The organism is Paraburkholderia sp. D15, from assembly GCF_029910215.1.
Taxonomy (GTDB): domain Bacteria; phylum Pseudomonadota; class Gammaproteobacteria; order Burkholderiales; family Burkholderiaceae; genus Paraburkholderia.
On sequence record NZ_CP110395.1, the window covers coordinates 2627741 to 2645520 of the forward strand.

A 17780-nucleotide genomic window follows, 5' to 3' on the forward strand; every position below is an offset into this window, starting at 1 on the left:
CGCTTCTGACATTCAGAAGCGCGGCCCAAACAGACCGGTAAAGAAACCGGCAATGCCGCAAACAATACTACCGCTAACCCATCAAATCTTCCCTAACCGCGCCCGCTCGTCCGTACTGAGCACCGACCGTTGCGTCGGCCCCGCCTGACCGAACCCGAGTATCGACACGGCGCTCGACGGATCGTAGCCGACCTGCTGGCGTTTGCGCTTTCTGCTGTCGTCGTCGCCTGTATCGCCGAAACCTTCTACCTGCACCGAGATAGTCCAGCGGCGCTGCCCCACGCCCGACGCGTTGTTCTTCACGAGATCCTGCGCCATCTGGCTGGCGGCCGAAGCCGCCGAACTCGCGGCGCTCAACGCGCCCGTATTCACCGACTGCGAGACCGGGACACCGAGCGACACGCCCTGCACCTGAATGTTGTCGGCGTTCGCCACATGCAGCGCCGCCACGTTCAGGTTGCCCGACACTCGGATGCCTGCGTCGCCCGCATCCACCGTGCCGCGCGGCGCAACCAGCGTGGCGTTGCCCGGCGCTGAACCGGCCACCGACTGCAGGGTCGCGATACCGGCACCGCTGACTTCGCCGCGCGCGTCGACGGTGCAGTAGTGATTCGCGTCGCACACGTATTGCGGCGCCGGGGCATCGGCGGACGACTTCGCGCCCTTGCCCGCGTTGATGTCGCCGTTCGAGCTCCAGATGGTCAGATCGCCGCCCTGCTCGGTGAAGATGCGGCTCTGCGCGAGCAGCACGCTCTGATCGGTGAAGATATTGATGTTGCCTTGCTCGAGTGTCAGTATCCCCATCGAACCCGGTCCCGCGACCACATTGCCGGTATTGTCCACGATCGTGGGCGGCGCCGTCGTGCTGCCCACGAGCGCCTGCCCCCCTGGCCCGAGGATCGAGATGTTGCCGCCCTGCTGCGTCTGGATCGTCGTACTGCGAATGTCGAGATTGCCGGTACTGACCGTCTGGTTCGCACCGTTGCTGCCGCCGGCCAGATTGTTCGCGGTGTAGCCGAACGAAGCCGGGAACAGCGTGTTGATGGCCTCGTAGCCGCGAGCGTATTTCTGGTAGTACGGGCTCGCCGGATTGTTGTAGTCGGTCCCGACCTGGGTCAACACGCCGAACAACACCTGTTCGGCGAATAGCTGCTGAACGTACGGCGGCAATGCCTGGAACTGCTGCCATGCCAGCGCCGCGGACAAGGTGCCCACCGCATTGCGTGCCGCGGTTTTGTCGGTCTGCAGCCCGGTATCGACGCCCAGCCCCGCATCGTACTGCTCCATGAACGCGATCAGTGCCGGGGTCACGCTTGAGACCCCAGCGACCGAACTACCCGGCGCGACGTAGGTAGACACGAAAGTCGCGAGATCGACGCCGGGACCGACACCGAACAGCACGTTGATGTCGGCGCTCTCGTGCGGCAGATTGAGATTGTTTGCGTTGCCGACTGCATCGATGCCTGCTACGACGACGCCGCTGGCTCCGTTCACCGCATACAACTGCGCCTGGTTGGTCAGCGGGCCGATATTGCGCCCCGCCTCGATATCGAACGTACCCGGGCCGCCCAGCACCAGCGCGGGTATCGCTCCCGCGTTACGCGGCAGGCCCGACGCATCGTAAATGTCGCGCCCCGCCACCACACGCGTGACGTCCGAGCTGCGCAGGTTCTGTCCGTTGAACGCGAGGTTGACGACGTCCTGACCCGCCTGAATGAGCGTCGGTTTGTCGGTCGATAACGTGACGAGGTTGTCGTAATACGTTCTGTTAGCCGCGGCCGTCTCCAGCTTGCCGTCCACGATGCTGCCGTTCAGGCTATAGATGCGCGCCGGTGTCGTATCGTCGGCGTGCAGCGCGCCGACGGCATGGGGCGCCGGGGTCGCCCCGGGTTGCGTCGGCGACGGCATCTGCGCCGGGTCGGAATCCAGCATGCCGAACTGACTGGGCGACGTGGTGTGATTCAGGACGCTGGCGATATTGCTGAGGTCGATCGATTGATCGGCGATCAGATTCAGTTGTCCATTCGCGGACGGGTACAGCATGCCGCCGGATAGCACCGAGATTCCGCCGTCGAACGCGGTGACGTTCAGGCTCGCGGGCAGCATGCCGTTCGCGCCGGTCAGCACGCTGGCCAGCCCACCTAGCGTGACGTCGCCCGTCGCCGAAAGAACGTTGACCGACGAACCCGACGAGTAGTTCTGACTGTCCTGGTATTGACGGTAGTTGGTCAGTGTGATTGCTCCCACCCCTCCCGGTGGCGCAAAGCTATTCGACAAAGACGGATCGAGTACTGCGCCGAGGTCGACACCCTGTGTCGCAGTCACGTTGAGGACACCGTTCTGCGTTGCAAGAATCGTCGACATCGCAACGGTCGGTGTGACGTTGATGTCCGAACCGATCCGGCCTCCCGCCGTTATCGTGCCGGTCCCACTGGCGACGAAATAGTCGCCGCTCAGGATATCGCCGCCCGCATGCACCGACAGATTGCCGCCGCCCACCGTGACCGGTGTTCCGTTTCCGTTCAGATACCACGTTGTCGGCAGCGACACGCCGAGGTCGGAAATCGTGCCGCCCGCGTTGACCGATACATTGCCGCCGGCACTCATCACGCCCTGATCGAAGGCGCCGAAATCGATCGAAGTCCGGGTAAGCAACGTAGCGATGGCGTTGTTGACAACGGTCGGATTCGCGGTGATTTCCATCCACTGCCACCAGAACTGGCTGATATTGCTGCCCTTCGTGCCGGTCACCGTCCCCTGCGTGTCGATCACGTTCTCCATGCCGCTGATATTGCCCTGCGCGCGGATCGTGATATCGCCGGCGGAATCGGGGTTGACTGCGGGCGACACGAATATGTCGGGGCTTCCGGGAACACCGGACACGATCGCAAGCGTGTTGTCGACAGCAGGGTTCGCAGCCGTCGGTGCGCCGGCCGTGTAGATCGCTCCGGGGATGACCAGCGCGTTCGGATCCGTCGCGATCGTGCCGGTTAGACTCGTGTCGATCAATGAAACGTTGTTCGACGCGGCGATGCTGATCGATCCGGTGCCCGTGCGAATCGTCGTCGGCGTCACCAGCGTAAGACCGTTTGCATCCACGTACTCCGTGTGCGTGTCCATTGTCACGTTGCCGTTGTTGGGCATGCCGCGAAACACGGAAGCAGCCTGGACGGCGAGCGGATCGGCACTATTGAAATTCGCCCCCGCGACGAGCCCCCAGGACACACTCGATCCGCCCGCAAGCGACGCAGACGCGAGCGGCAATGGATTGTTGATCGCCGCAACCGGAGACGGCGTATTGTCCACTGGAGTGGGCAGATCGATGCTCGTCGTGTTGATCGGTGTGATGTTCGCGACGGCCGCGGGCGGCTGGATCATCGGCACGCCATTTTTCAAGCTGGTATTCGCGACGACTTTGCTGGCCACGCTTTGCACATAGGCCGCGTATTGATTGACGTACAGCAAATACTGTTTTGCATAGTCGCCGAAATCCGCCTGAGTGGTCGGCGCAGGAGGGGCTGCGGGAGGGGCAAAGCTAACGACCCGATTCCGCGCGAGATAGAACGTCTGCAAATAACTGAAGCTTGCTTCGGAAGCCATGTTGGCGTTCAAGACAACGGCCGGCACTGTCGTATCAAGAAACTGCGCATACGCCACGTACAGCGCGTAATACTCCTGCAACTCCTGCGGATCCGCGCCGGTGATGTTCGTCGGCCCCTTCACAAAACCCAGGGCTGCGTAATATGCGAGTCCCGAACCGCTGGTCCCTGTGTAGGGAAACGATCCGCCCGCCGCGTTGTACTGAGTTTGCGCCGCCGTGTACAACCCATATGCATCGTACGACGGCACGCGAATACTGCCGCCCGACACGACCGGATTGACCACCTGGAAAAACCCATCCGTCAGACTCGCATTGACCTTCACATTATTCTCGGCGCGGAACGTAATATCCGGCGCCTGCCCGTTGAAGCGGAACGCGAGATTCGTCTGCGACGTGCCCGCGCCGAGATTCCAGTTCGTCAACACGGAGATATCGCCGTTGTTGATCGCGGTGCTCGGGTTGTCCAGTTCGATGCCCGGCACGACATGGAAGTTCGCGATGCCAGTACCGGCAAATTGCGCCGCCACGCCGCTCACGCCGTTCTCGACATAGCTCATCAACGTGCCCGGCACGGCGGCATTCGCGTCGCCGTTCAGATAACCGTAGAAGCCCTGATGATCCGCATTGGCCTGCGTCGGCGTGAAGTAGTCGCTGGTCAGATAGTCTGCCAGTTGCGCGGGCGTGGTCGGTGCGGCGAGCGCGTTGCCCTTCTGGTCGGTCCATGTGCCCGCCACCATGCCCGGCTGCCCCGCACCCGCCACGCTGTTGTTGTACCAGCCGGCCGGATCGACGATGCCGTCGAAATGCTGCCCGCCCGTGCTCGGGTCGGTCGTGCTCCACACCGCGTACGCTTCGAGATTGACGCTGCGCGCGCCCTTGATCTGCGCGCCGGGTTGCAGCGTCACGTTCACGGTGCCGTCGTCGAGCAACGGCGCGCGAAAACCGACCGTGCCGCCCGACAACCCGCCCGCGGTACCGCCCGACACGTCGATGACCGCCTGATTGCCGAGCGTGATCACGCCTGAGTTCGCCGCCGAAATGTTCTCGTAACCATAGGTCGGATTCACCGTGACCACGCTGCCCGGCGTGCCGGTCGTACCGATCGTGACGGTGCCGCCGCGCTGCGTTGCGCTCGATCCGGTCGCGCGCAGCGTGCCTTCGACATCGACGCCGCCGCGGCCGTACAAACCGATCTGCCCGCCGGCCACGCCGGACGCGTCGATGGTGCCGAGAATCTGCACATTGCCGTTGTTCGGATCCTGCCCGCCCGTGCCGCCGTCCGCGATCAACGCGACCTGATGCGCGGTCAGCGTGTTGCCCGCCGACAGCGTGAGGTTGCCCGACTTCGTCTGGATCGAGATCGCATTGTTCACGCCGCTCGATGCCAGGGTCTGCGCGAGCGCGTCGAGATCGAGCGCGCTGCCGGTCGCGAGCGACACCGAGCCGCCCGCGAAGCCGCTTGCCGCGCCGCCCTTCAGCGTGCCGTTCAGGTTCACGCCCTGCTGCGGCGCCGACACGGTCAGGCTGCCCGCCGCCCCGCCGCCCTTCGCGCCGGAGAAGTCCAGCGTCGAACCGGACTGCACGTCGACCGTGCCCGCGTCGGCGGTCAGCGTGATCGAACCGGCCGGCGCGTATTGCGTGATGTCGAAGAACTGTTTCGACACACCCGCCGCGCTCACCGTCGAACCGCTGCCGATGGTCAGATTGCCGCTGGTCGCTTCGAGGCTCACGTTGCCGGCCGGCGCGGCGATCGTCGCGCCGTTATCCGTGAGCGTGCCACCGATAAACGTCAACGCACCGCCGACCGCGGTTCGCGTCAATGCAGTGCCCGTCGCGCCGTTCAAGCTCAGCGCGCCGGTCGTTTTCACCGTCGATGCCGAACTCGTATCGGCGAGGTACACCGGCGCATTGAGCGTCACCGGCAACGCGCCGAAATCGAACGTGCCGGTATGCTGCCCGACGATGCCGTTCTGCGCGTTCATCGTCACCGAGCCGAACCCGCTCACGACCTTGTCGCCGCTGCCGAAGTCGATCTCCTTCGCGTTGACCGTCAGCGAGCCGCTGCCCGCAACCGCGCTCGCCAACGGCGCGCCCGCCTCGTTCGTGAAAGCGACCTGCTGACCGTTGAGCACGACATTGCCGCCGTCGCTCGTGAACGTCCCCGCGCTCAGGTCGATGCCGTTGCCGAACGTCGCATCGACATTGCCGATGAAGTTCATTGCGCCCGCGCTGCGCAGAATCACCTGCTGCGCGTTGGCAAGCTGCGCGAGCCCGGCCGGATCGAGCACGAAGCCCGGCAGGTTCGCGGCCGCCGCGCCGCCCTGGTTCGTGAAGGTGATCGCGGAACCGTCCACCGTGATCGCCTTCGCCGACAGCGTCGCGCTCGGGTCCACTTTCAGGTTGCCGGACGAATCGAGCGTCAACGCCTGGCCGCCGTTCAGCGTCGCGTTCGCGCCGACCGTGAGCAGCCCCGTGCCGGTCGCGCCGGTGCGCGTCACCGTGGTCATCGCGCCGTTCGAGACGCGCAGCAACGCACCGTCGCCCGCGATCGCGATCGGCTGATCCTTCGCGGCCGGGTAGCTGCCGCTCGTGCTGATCGCGCCGCCCGCATCGACGCGCAGACCGTTCGCCGCGTTCGGGTCCGTGCCGCTCGGATCGGTCTTCGTGACCAGCAGGATCTCCGGTCCGCTCAGCACGCTGGCCGAGTTGTTGGAGACCACCACGCTGTCGGCGAGCGCGTTGATCGAGATGCCGCTCGTCGTCGCGGTGCGCGTGCCGCCGATCAGCAGACTGCCCGCGTTCAGCGCATCGAGATCGGCCGCGCTGATCTGCAGATAGCCCACGAGCGCCGGCGCGCCGTTGCCGGTGATCTGGATGTTCTGCGACGCGATATCGACCTCGGCCGGCGCACCGCCCGGTCCCGCCGCCGTGTTCAGCGTCGCGCCGAGCGCGAGCGCGTGAGACGCGGCCAGCGCGAGCTGGCCGCCGTCCACCGGCAGCGGCGGCGTCACGTTGCCCTTGCCCGCGGCGAGCGTCGGGAAGAACTGGTTCGCGCCGGTCGTCGTGTATTGCGAGTACTGCTGCCACACCGGTCCCGACTGCACGTTGAACAGCGTTGGCGTCGCGCTGCGGGCGCCCGTGATCGCGTTGCCGACATAACCGGCCGTCACCACCGTGCCGTCGGCGAGCACGCTGCTCGACCCCGGCGTGACGTTGCCGTTGCTACTGGCGACCGTGACCCGGTACGCGCCCGGCAGCGTTGCGTACATGCCCGGCAGCAACGTGTAGTAACCCGGCGCGAGGCCCGGCACGCCGCTCAGATAGACCGACTGGCCGAGCGCGCTACCCATGCCGGCCTGACCGACGCCGAGCGTCGCCGTGCGGGTGCCCACCGTGCCGTTCGCGTTGGTGGAAGGTTGCAGCGTCTGCGCGAAGGTCGGGTCGTACGCGGACACCGGCGACTGCGCGCCCGGCACGATCGCGTAGACGTTGGAGCCGCCGGCATTGGTCGGAATCGCCACGCCGGTCGAATTGTTCGCATAGCTGACGTTGTACTGGGACAGCACGTTGCGCGTGCCGCCGGTGCCCGGAACCCATTCGGCCGCCTGCAGATCGCCGCCGCCCGACAGGTCGATCGTCGCACCCTTGCTCAGCGCGACGCTGCCGCCGTTCACGCCGATGAACTTGGACGGCGGCGCGTTCAGATCGGGCAGCGTCGTGCCGGCGCCCGGATTGAACTGCCATTCGACGCCGTCCACCGTGGTGCCGTACGGGATCACCGTGTTGTCGTTGGAGACCGAGGTCACGCTGCCGTTCGCGAACGTGACCGAATTCGTATTGACGATCGGCAGGTTGCCGAACTGGGTCTGCGTCGCGGTGTTCGTCGCATCGCCGACGCCGAACACCAGCGAGCCGGACGGCGCGCGCACGGTGCCGCCCTGCACGATGTCGGTCGCATCGACGAGCAAGGTGCCGCCCGCCGACAGCGGCACGCCCGCCGCGCCATTCGACTGGAACGCGATGGTGGTCGGCGACGGCCCGGCCGCGTCGAGAATGAAGGTGCTGCCGGTGGACGGATACAGGTCCGCGGCCTTGAACGCCAGATTGCCGGGGCTGTAGAGTTCGCCACTCTGCAAGCCCGAACCGTTGGGGATCGTCGAGCTCAGACGGATATCGCCGCTGCTGGTGAAGTTCGCGTTGCCGAAGTTGTTCAGTTGGAACTGGTTCACGAGATCGATGAACGACGCGTTCACGTTGAGCGTCGCGTCCGATGCAGAGCTCGTCACGGTCATCGTCGAGCCGTCGGTGACGTTCGGGCCGGCGATCGACACGTAGGGCGCATTCAGCGTGACGGTCGAGCCGATCGTCGTGGGCGTCGATGCTCCCACCTCGTTGTTCAGCAGCGTGGCTAACGTCGGAATCGAAAAGACGCCGGCCGGATTCTGCACGCCGTGCAGCGCCTGCGCCAGTTGATCGCCGCTAATTGCCACGATCCGGCTTGCGTATATCCGCACGGCCTGGGCCACATCGATATCGACATTGCCGGCAAACGCGACCGGCGCATTCGCGACCGTATTGCTGCTGCCCAGCACGAGCGTCGCGATGCCGGAGCCGCTCAGGCGATCCACCGCGAACTGCACCACGCCGGTAGGCTGATTGGCAGTCACCTGTTTAGCATTCGTCACGGGTGCGCCGAACACGTCGACCAGATCCTGTCCCGCGGACAACCCGGCCGGCACGAACTGGCCGCTTTGCTGCAGAACGAGCGCGGTCGCGCCCGGCAATGCAACGCTCGTGCCGTCGGCCTGATTAGCCTGAACCGCGCCGGTGAGCGGCGCCAACGTCAGCGTGCCGCCGCGCGCCTCGCTCGCCCCCGGTTGCGCGCGCAGCGTGCCGTCGAACATCAGGCCGCTGGACGCCGCGATCGTGATCGAGCCGGCGTCGCTCCAGACCGGCTGCGATGCGTAGGTGCCGTTGGCCTGCACCTGATCGAAATTCGCCGACGTACCGGACACGTCGATGCGCGACCCCGCCTGCGCGACGACGTAGCCCGAATCGTCGGAGAGCGTCACCGATCCACCCGGCAACACCTTACCGGACACCGGCACGAAGGTCGCGGCGCCGCTCTTCACTGGCGTGGCCAGCGGATTGACGAGCGCGACGCCGGACACGTCGAGTACTGCGTCGGGGCCGAGCCATACCGATTTGCTGTTGCTGGTAAACGTTCCCGCCAACTGTCCGCTGTACTGGCCCGTCACCTCGTGGCCGCCGGGGCCGGAATCCGCGCTCAGCGTGATCGAGCCGCCCGGTGCGATCAGCGAGCCGAGCACGGTGACCTGGGCCGCGCCGCCCAGGCCGATGTTCGCGCCCGCATCGGCGACAATCGACGCGCCCTGCCCGACACTGACCGTGCCAACCGAGCCGTCCTTGACCGGGATCTGCACGGGCGCGACCTTGCCGATGTTCTGGTTGATCAGCGTCTCCTCGATGGGCAGGTAGCCGCCGCCCGTCAGCACGAGCCCGGTGGCCTGGCGATGGTAGGCATCGAGCGTGCCGGCGCTCGTCAAACCGTTCGTGGAGAGGCTCGCGCCGCTGGCGGTCTTCTGCAGGGCCGTTACGTCCGGCAATGCATTCTGCTGGGTCAGCCGGACCATCGTGCCAGGCGCCACGGTCGAGTCGTAGTACGCGTTCAGCACATAGTTACCGAAGCCCTGCTGCGCGAAGAAGTCGCTCGGCAGCACGAGATCCCAGGCGGGCGCGGACGCCGCGTCGCCGCCGATCTGAAAGCCTGCCGCGCCGAGCGTGAGCGTGCCGCCGCCCGAGAAGCCAAGACTGCGGATCGTGCCGTTCATCGACAGATACGGATCGGACGGCAGTTGCGCGAGATAGTTGTCGAACGTGACGAGCGATACGCTGCCGCCCTTGCCCGCCGGAATCCCGTTGCTCATCAGCAACTGGCCGTTGGCCTGCATCTCGCCGCCGCCCGACACGTCCAGTACGCTGCCGGCCTGCAGGTCGAGGCGGCCGCCCGCGCTCAGGCTGATCTTGCCGCCGTCGATGAACTGGCTGTTGCCCGGTGTCGTGCCGGGCGCCACCTGCACCTCGTTGTTGACCCATTGGCCGGCCACGCTGATCTGTCCGGTCGGCAGCACCGTGATGTCGCCGCCGTTGGAAATTGTCACCGTTCCCGAGGGCACCACGATCGAGCCGGCCACGGTCGTGCTGCCAGGAAACGTGCCCGACAGCGTCACCGAACCGCCCGGCTGCAACGCCAGCCTGGTGCCCGCGCCGACAACGAAGCCCTTGCCGGAAATCTTGTCGCTGGCGACGTTGAGGTTCGCGAAACCGCCGTTGTTCAGCGTATCGACCGGCACCACCATCGTGGTCAGCACGTTGCTCGGATCCGTCGCCGGCAACGCATGCTGCGCGTCCGTGTTCAGCGACGTCGTAAATGAAAAGCCCGGTGTCAGATCGTTGAGATCCGGCGCGGCATTCTGCAGCACGATCAGACTGGTTTCACCCGACGGCGTGCTGTCGCTGGCATTCCACGTCTGCGAGATCGGCGCGCCTGGGTTCCTCAGATTCGGGTCGGTGCCGAGATTGAACGTACCACCGGCCGGCAGATCGTTGCCCTGCATCTGCTTCGAGCCATCGAACGCCTGCGCGCTGATATCGCCGTCGAGCACGAGTGATTGCGTCGCGTACAGATCGAGCGTGCCCGCATTGCCGCCGACGATGAATTCCGGCTGCCACGTCCCCCCTGTTTGCAGCGGGTTGTACCAGGTCTTCGTCACGCCCCAGCGCGGATGACTCTCGGTGAACTGCCCCGCGATGCCGACGAAGGTGTCGTAAGGACTCGCCTGGCCGATCGGCACGATCGCGCCGCTCGCATCGACCAGACGCGTGGTGTTCAACATGCCGCTGTCGTAGTGAACGTAGCCGCCGTTCAGGTTCATCGACGAACCGGTTGCCGTCATCACTTCGTTACCCGACAGCGTGATCGTGCCGCCGTTGGTCAGCAGCTGATCGACTGTGCGCGGCATCGCATTCACGTAGCCGGACAGATTCAGGATCGGACTGCCGACCCATTGCAGCCCGTCGCTGCGCGTGCCGGTGAGCGTGCTGTCCACCACCACGCCCTTCTGGCCGAACAGGAAACCGTCGCGCAGCAGCGGCGAATCGGCCAGTTCGTTCTGACCGATCCGGTCGATCGTCAGCAGGATGCTGGAGAGCGGCAGTTCGACGTTGGCGAGACCCGATACGTCGATCGTCGCGCCGTCGTCGAGATAAATTCGCCCCGGCACCGCGGCGAATCCCGCCGGCGTGGTGTAACCGGTCGCCGACTGGGTCAGCGCGGTGACCGACACGCCGGAACCCGGCGCCTCGATCAGCGAGCCGCCCTGGAACCAGACCGAACCGGCCGTCATCGAGACGCTGCCGGGCACGAAGACCGTGCCCGGCGTCGAGGTGGCGGTCTGGCCGTTGTTGTCGGCCAGTACGGCCGTGACGGAGTCCGGGCCGAAACTCAGCAGGCCGGCGCGATGCGTGACGTCGCCACCACCCGTGCCGCCCGTGACCGGCTGGCCTCCCGTATAGGACAATCCGGTCGGCTTGTTCGACTGATACTCGTCGACGGTCGAGATCGTGATCGCGCCGGGTGTATTGACGCTGGTCGTCACGCCGACCACGCCGTTCTGCGCGACATTGCTGCCCAGCAGGTTCACCGTGCCGCGCGACGCCTGGACGATACCGGTGTTGATCAGTGTGCCTGCCGGGGTGATATCGACCGTCGACCCGTTCTGCTGGGTGACGATCTTCCCGCTCAACTCCGGCAACAGAATCTGCGGATTTAACGTGGCGCCGGCGTTCGGCCTCACGCTCACGCCCACGCCCGCGGCAAGCACGACCTGACCCGCCGTGGCGGTGATGCTGCCGCCGTTGGTCACATTGGGCGCGGCGACGATCACGAAACCGCCGTCGCTGACCGTGCCGTTGATCTGCGTGGTGATCGACGCCCCCGGCTGGATCGTGATGTCGCCCGGCGCCTGATACGGACCCGTCGCCGTGGCCACGTCGCCCAGACCCAGTATCTCGTTGGGCACGAGCTTGCCGTTCAGGCCGGTCGACGTCCCCGATTCCGGATACGCCAGCCCGCCCGTCGTCCCCGCGGGCATGCTCAGGAACTGCTGGTTGCTGGCCACGATGCCCGCCGCGCTCAGCCCGGGCTCGTTATTCATATCGAGCAGATTCAGCGACGACGCCACCAGCGCATGCACATTCACCTGCGAACCCGCACCGAACAGAATCCCGTTGCGGTTGATCACATACACCGCGCCCTGCGCGTTGATGTTGCCGAGAATCTGGCTCGGCGCGCCGCTCGGATCGACGATGCGGTTGAACACGGCCCAGTTGTTCGCGCCGTTGGTCTGCGTGCCGCCCGACTGATCGAAGTTCAGCGTGGTCTGGCGGCCGACGTTCATGGTCTGCCAGGTCAGCACCGCGTTCGCGGCGGTCTGCTTCACGTCGACGTTCACATGCCCGTTCGCATCGACGCTCTGGGTCGGCGCGTTCGCGTTGATCCACAGCAGCGGATTGTTGACGTCGCTGCTCACGCCGGGCGCCACCTGCAGGCCGCCGGGCGCGAGCCCGTTCGGCACGTTCGACGCGACCGCGGCCGCCGCGGCCGCCGCGTTCTGCTGCGCGGCGATCTGCGCCGCGATCGCCTGCGCGGCGTGACCGAGATTGCGGATCGACGGCTGGCTCGCCTGCAATGCCTGTTGCGGCGAGACGCCCAGGTTCGGCGTGCCCGCGCCGCCGTAGCCGCCCGCGCCGCCGGAAGCGTTACGCGCGCTGGCCTGACCGAGATTGACGATGCCCGCGGCATACGCGTGCGGCGCCTGGGCCGTGAAGCCCGCCGCCAGTATCAGCGCGACCGCGCGGCACAGCGGCCGCACGTCGGCGCTCAGGACAGTCTGCGAACGATGCTGGTTTTGTTGTCGTGCTGCGCGCGCGCGTGCTGCCATTCTCCACCCCGAAACCTTGAAAGTTGACGGCTTCGCCCGTCGCGCCATCGAGAGCGCTTAAGCGAAGCCGCAGATACGAAACCCCGCGAAACCCCGTCGGAACCCGTCGAATGCTGGTCGATCACCCGGCTCGCCGATGCGTCGACCACACGCCGACCCCGCGGCGAACGGTCCGAATCCGAAGAAAATACGGTGCGCGCATGGCGGCGATGTTGCGGCTGTTACGCATCATTTGGGCCGGTTCAAAAGGTTCGTAGCATTCGCGTCGGCATTCGCGTAGGCGCGCGTGTCGAGCAGTTCGCGCAGCGCGGCGCCGACCCGTTCGATCACCGCCGGCCAGTCGCCCGGCCGCGCTTGCCTGAAAAGCCGCGCATGCGGATACCACGGGCTGTCGTCGCGCGCGAGCAGCCAGCGCCAGTCGGGCGCGTACGGCAGCAGAATCCACACCGGTTTGCCGACCGCACCCGCCAGATGCGCGATCGACGTGTCCACCGCGATCACCAGGTCGAGCGTGTCGATCAATGCGGCGGTGTCCGCGAAATCGGCGAGCTGCTCGTCGAAACGGACCACACCGCTCGCGGCCAATGCATCGCGATCCCGTTCACGCACCTGCGGTTGCAGGCTGACGAAGCGCACGCCGGGCGCGGATGAACCGCCCGGCGCAGCCTCGACCGAGGTCTCAACCGGAGCGGCAAGCGAAGCTTCAACCGAAGCCTCGACCGAAGTCTCAACCCGAGCTTCACGCGAAGCCTCAAGCGAACGCCCGAACGCCACTTCAAGCAGCGGCGCGAGCGCGGCAAACGGCAGCGAGCGGTTTTCATCGTTGTTGTGACGCGGGTTGCCGGACCACGCGATGCCGATCTTCAGCGTGCGCGCCGGTATCGACGCATCGACCCGCGCGCGCCATGCATCGCGGCGCGGCGCAGCGGCGCGCAGATACGCGTGCGGCGCCGGAATCGTGTCGAGCGTCGTGCGAAACGCGAGCGGCAGGCTCATCAGCGGCGTCTGGAAATCGAACGTGGGCATGGGATCGTCTTCGGTGACAATGCGATCCACGCCGTCAAGCGAGCCCAGCAGCGTCGCCAGCTCGCGCGGCGCTTCGAGTATCACCGTCGCACCCCGCGCCTGAACGAGGCTCGCGTAGCGGCAGAACTGCAGCGTGTCGCCATAGCCCTGCTCCGCGTGCAGCAGCACGGTCCGCCCCGCAACCGGTTCGACGCCGAGCCACAACGGACGATCCGCATGCCGCCGGTGCAACAGCACGTCGGTCGCGTGCCAGCGCGCTTCGTGCTGTTGCCAGCCGGTCTCGAAGTCACCCATCAGCAGACGGCAATACGCTTCCGAGCGCCGCGCCGCGCCGTGCTGCGGATCGCGTTGACACGCGAGCACGAACGCGCGCAACGCGGCCTCGTGATCGCCGGTCTGCTGCAAGGCCACCGCGCGCGTGTACAGATGCTGCGCGCTGTCGGCGGGCGCGCGGGCGGCTTGCGCGTGACTGTCGAGCGCGTCGTCGTAGCGCGCGAGCTGTTGCAACGTGACCGCGCGGTTGAACAGCAACTCGGGATGCGCGCCGGTCAGCGCCAGCGCGCGGTCGTAGTCGTCCAGCGCTTCGTCGTAACGGCCCAGCGTGCGCCATGCGGCGGCACGATTGCGCAACGCATCGACGTGATCCGGCGCGCGCGTCAGTGCCTCGCTATAAGCCTGCGCGGCGTCGCGATGACGATCGAGACCGAGCAACGCATTGCCGCGTCCCAGCCAGGCGGCGACGTGATCGCGATTGCGCGCGAGCAGACGCTCGCAACGACGCAGCAGTTCGTCGCGCGCATGCAGCATGTCGAGCGCCACGCAACTCGCGTAGAGCAAGGCTTCGTCGGCAGGCGCGTGTTGCAGACCTTCGTCGAGCACGGCGAGCGCTTCGGCCGCGCGTCCGAGGTCCGTCAAGACGATGCCCTCGGCCAATAGCAGCGCGGGGCGTCGGCCCTGAATCACCATCGCCAGCCGGTATTCGCGCAACGCTTCGTCGCGCTGGCCGATTTCGCGCAGCGCATGGCCACGCTCGACGTGCGTGACGGGATCGCGCGAATCGAGTTGCAACGCGCGATCGAGGCTGATCAGCGCATCGGCGGGACGGCCCAGCGCGCGCAGCGCGGCGCCGCGCCGGCTCCATGCCTGGCCTTGCGCGGGCGCGCGTTGCAGCGAGCGGTCGTAGGCGGCGAGCGCATCGTCGTAGCGTTCGAGACCGAGCAGCGCGTCGCCGCGCGCCGCATGCACGGCCGGCTGATGGGGATCGGACTGCAACGCGTGATCGAGCATCGTCAGCGCGTCCCGATAGCGGCCCACGCCCGCGAGCGCCGCGCCGTGGTTCGCGATGTTCCAGGCGTGCCGCAGGCCCGCGCGCATCGATCGCGCGATCAGCGGTTCCGCGCGCGCCGCATCGCCCTGGCGCAGATAGACGACGCCGAGCAGATGCAGGGCCTCGACGTTGTCGGGCGCCATCGTCAACACGCCTTCGTAGAGACCGCGCGCGGCGGCGAGGTCGTGCCGTTCCAGCGATGCGCGCGCATTGCGCAATGCGTCGGCGATCGCCGTCTGCAACGCGTTCGCGTTTGCGCTCAGGTTCGATAGCGGCGCGAAACGCAGCGCGGCGTCCTGCGCCGGTGCGCGGCTCATCGGCCGGCTCCGTGCGCATGCGCCGGTTGTGCCGATTGCGGCGATAGCACCGCTTGATCCGCTGGCGCGGCTTGCGACGGTTGTTCCGCCGGTGCTGGTTGTTCCGCCGGTGCCACCGATGCCGATTGTGCCGCCGGTGCCGATTGTGCCGCCGATGCCGCGTGCGTCGCCGATGCCGCCTGTGCCGCCTGCGCCGCGTGCAGCAGCCCAGGCACCGCGGCCCGCACCGCCGCCACCACCGGCGTCCAGTCGCCCGCCTCCGGCTGCCGGAACAGACGCGCATGCGGATACCACGGGTTGTCCTCCCGCTCCAGCAGCCAGCGGAAGTCCGGCGTGTGCGGCAGCATCACCGCGAGCGGCCGCCCCAACGCACCGGCCAGATGCGCGACCGACGTATCCACGCTGATCACGCCGTCCATCAGCGCGGTCAATGCCGCCGTGTCGGCGAAGTCCTTGAGTTCGTCGCCGAGGTGAAGAATCGGACTCGCTTCGAGCGTCGCCTTGTCCTCGTCGCGCACCACCTTTTGCAGGCTGATCCATTCGATCGAATCGTCAAGCAACGGCAACAGGTCGGCGAGCGCCATCGAACGGTTGCGGTCGTTCGAATGCAGCGGGTTGCCCGACCACACCAGGCCAATGCGAGGCCGTTGCGCCGCCCCCACGCCGGAATCCAAACGCGTCGCCCAGCGTTCGACGGCCACCGGATCGGCGCGCAGATAAGGCACCGTCGCGGGAATCGACGCGAGGTCGGTACGGAATTCGAGCGGCAGGCTCAACAGCGGGCAATGCAGATCGAACGGCGGCAGCGGATCGCCGCGCGCCGCCAGCAGGTCGACGCCATCGAGCGTGCGCAGCAGGCCATGCAACTCGCGCTGCGCTTCGAGCACCACGGTCGCGCCCAGCGCCTTCACGAGCGGCACGTAGCGGCAGAACTGCAGCGTATCGCCGAGCCCCTGCTCCGCGTACAGCAGAATCGTCCTGCCCGCGAGCGGCATGCCGTGCGTCCACCTCGGCTGCGCGAAATCGCGGCGGCTGCCGTCGAGTTGCGCGTCGCGCCAGCGCCATTCGTATTCGCTCCAGCCCGCCTCGAAATCGCCGATCGACAGGCACAGGAACGCGCGCATGCAATGCGCGAGCACGTAATCCGGTTCGATGTCGATGGCCTGCGCGTACGCGTCTTTCGCTTCCTCGTGACGTCGCAGCGAACGCAGCGCATTCCCGCGATGAAAATGCGCGAGCGGATCGCGCGGCGTCGCTTGCAGCACGCGGGCGAGATCGTCGAGCGCGGCCTCGTAGCGGTGCGTTTCCAGCGACGCGCGGGCGCGCGTGAACCACGCGGGCACGTAGTCGGGTTGAAGCGCGAGCGCGCGTTCGCAGGCCGCCTTCGCGTCCTCGTGCCGGCGCACGCCGATCAGCGCGCTCGCGTAATTGCACAGCACGCCGAGGCTGTCCGGCTCGGTATCGAGCGAGCGCGCGTAACTCTGCACGCCCTCGGCGTCGCGGCCCAGATGACACGCGGCGTTGCCGCGATTCGCATGCGCTTTCGCGTGCCGCGGCTCGATCGCGAGCACCCGGTCGCAACGCGCGATCGCCTCCTGATGGCGTCCCAGCTGTTCGAGCGCGATCGAACTGTTGTAGATCGCGTCGATGAACTGCGGACTCGCGGCAATCGCCGCGTTGAAGTCGGCGAGCGCGTTGCCCGCCTCGCGCAGATCGAGAAAGCTCACGCCGCGCAGGAACAGCACCTCGGCATTGCCGGGAGCGATCGCAAGCGCCATCCCGTAGTTGTCCGCCGCGTGCTGGAAGCGGCCCAGTTCGCGCAGCACGCGGCCGCGTTCGCGCAGCGCATCGAACGAGCGGCCCGCGAGCGCGAAGGCACGGTCGCAACAGGCGAGCGCTTCGTCCGCGCGGCCCAGCGCGCGCAGCGACTCGCTGCGTTTGAGCAAGGCCTCGGCGGAATCCGGCTGGAGGTCGAGCAGGCGGTCGTACGTGAGCAATGCGTCGTCGTGACGGCCAAGTTGCGCAAGCAGACCCGCGCGCTGGAACAACGCGCGCTGATGGCCGGGGTTGAGCGCGAGCGCTTCGTCGAGCCGCGCGAGCGCATCCTGGGTGCGGCCGAGCCCCAGCAGCACCGCCGAATGATTGGCCAGCACGAGCGCGGCCGGCTCCCGCTCGATCGAGCGGCGCATCAGCGCGTCGGCTTCGTCGAGACGCCCCTGCTGAAAACGCACCGCGCCGAGCAGATGCAGCGCCTGCGCGTGCCCGGGGTCGAGCGTCAGCAACTCGGCATAGGCCGCTTCCGCGCGGTCGAGTCCGCCGCCGGCGTGCGCCTCGCGCGCGCGCCGCAACAAACGTTCGAGCCGCGCGGCGTCGGGCTTCGGCACGTCGTCACGCGGACGCGGCGAATCGGCGGATAGCGCAAGCGTCGTCCCTTCGCCATTCGATGTCATGGTTCTGCCCTTGTAGTTCAGCTTTTTTATCGTTCG

At 66.9% G+C, this 17780-nt stretch carries 3 protein-coding genes; all 3 read right to left on the bottom strand.

Annotated features, from left to right (window positions below; translation table 11 throughout):
• Nucleotides 1-81: 81 nt before the first annotated feature.
• The 3 genes from LFL96_RS11295 to LFL96_RS11305 all read right to left on the bottom strand — a co-directional run bounded on the left by LFL96_RS11295 (nt 82) and on the right by LFL96_RS11305 (nt 17744).
• The gene (locus LFL96_RS11295) at nt 82-12624 is read right to left on the bottom strand and encodes a filamentous haemagglutinin family protein (RefSeq protein WP_280995333.1); all 12543 of its coding nucleotides are present in this window, start codon (nt 12622-12624) and stop codon (nt 82-84) included.
• A 228-nt stretch (nt 12625-12852) separates the two neighbouring features.
• Entirely contained in the window at nt 12853-15294 is a 2442-nt protein-coding gene (locus LFL96_RS11300; protein WP_280995334.1) for a tetratricopeptide repeat protein, read from the bottom strand.
• Nucleotides 15291-17744, bottom strand: coding sequence for a tetratricopeptide repeat protein (locus LFL96_RS11305; protein WP_280995335.1), 2454 nt, complete (start codon nt 17742-17744; stop codon nt 15291-15293). The genes LFL96_RS11300 and LFL96_RS11305 overlap by 4 nt, the downstream gene beginning before the upstream one ends.
• Between the last annotated feature and the right edge of the window lie 36 nt (nt 17745-17780).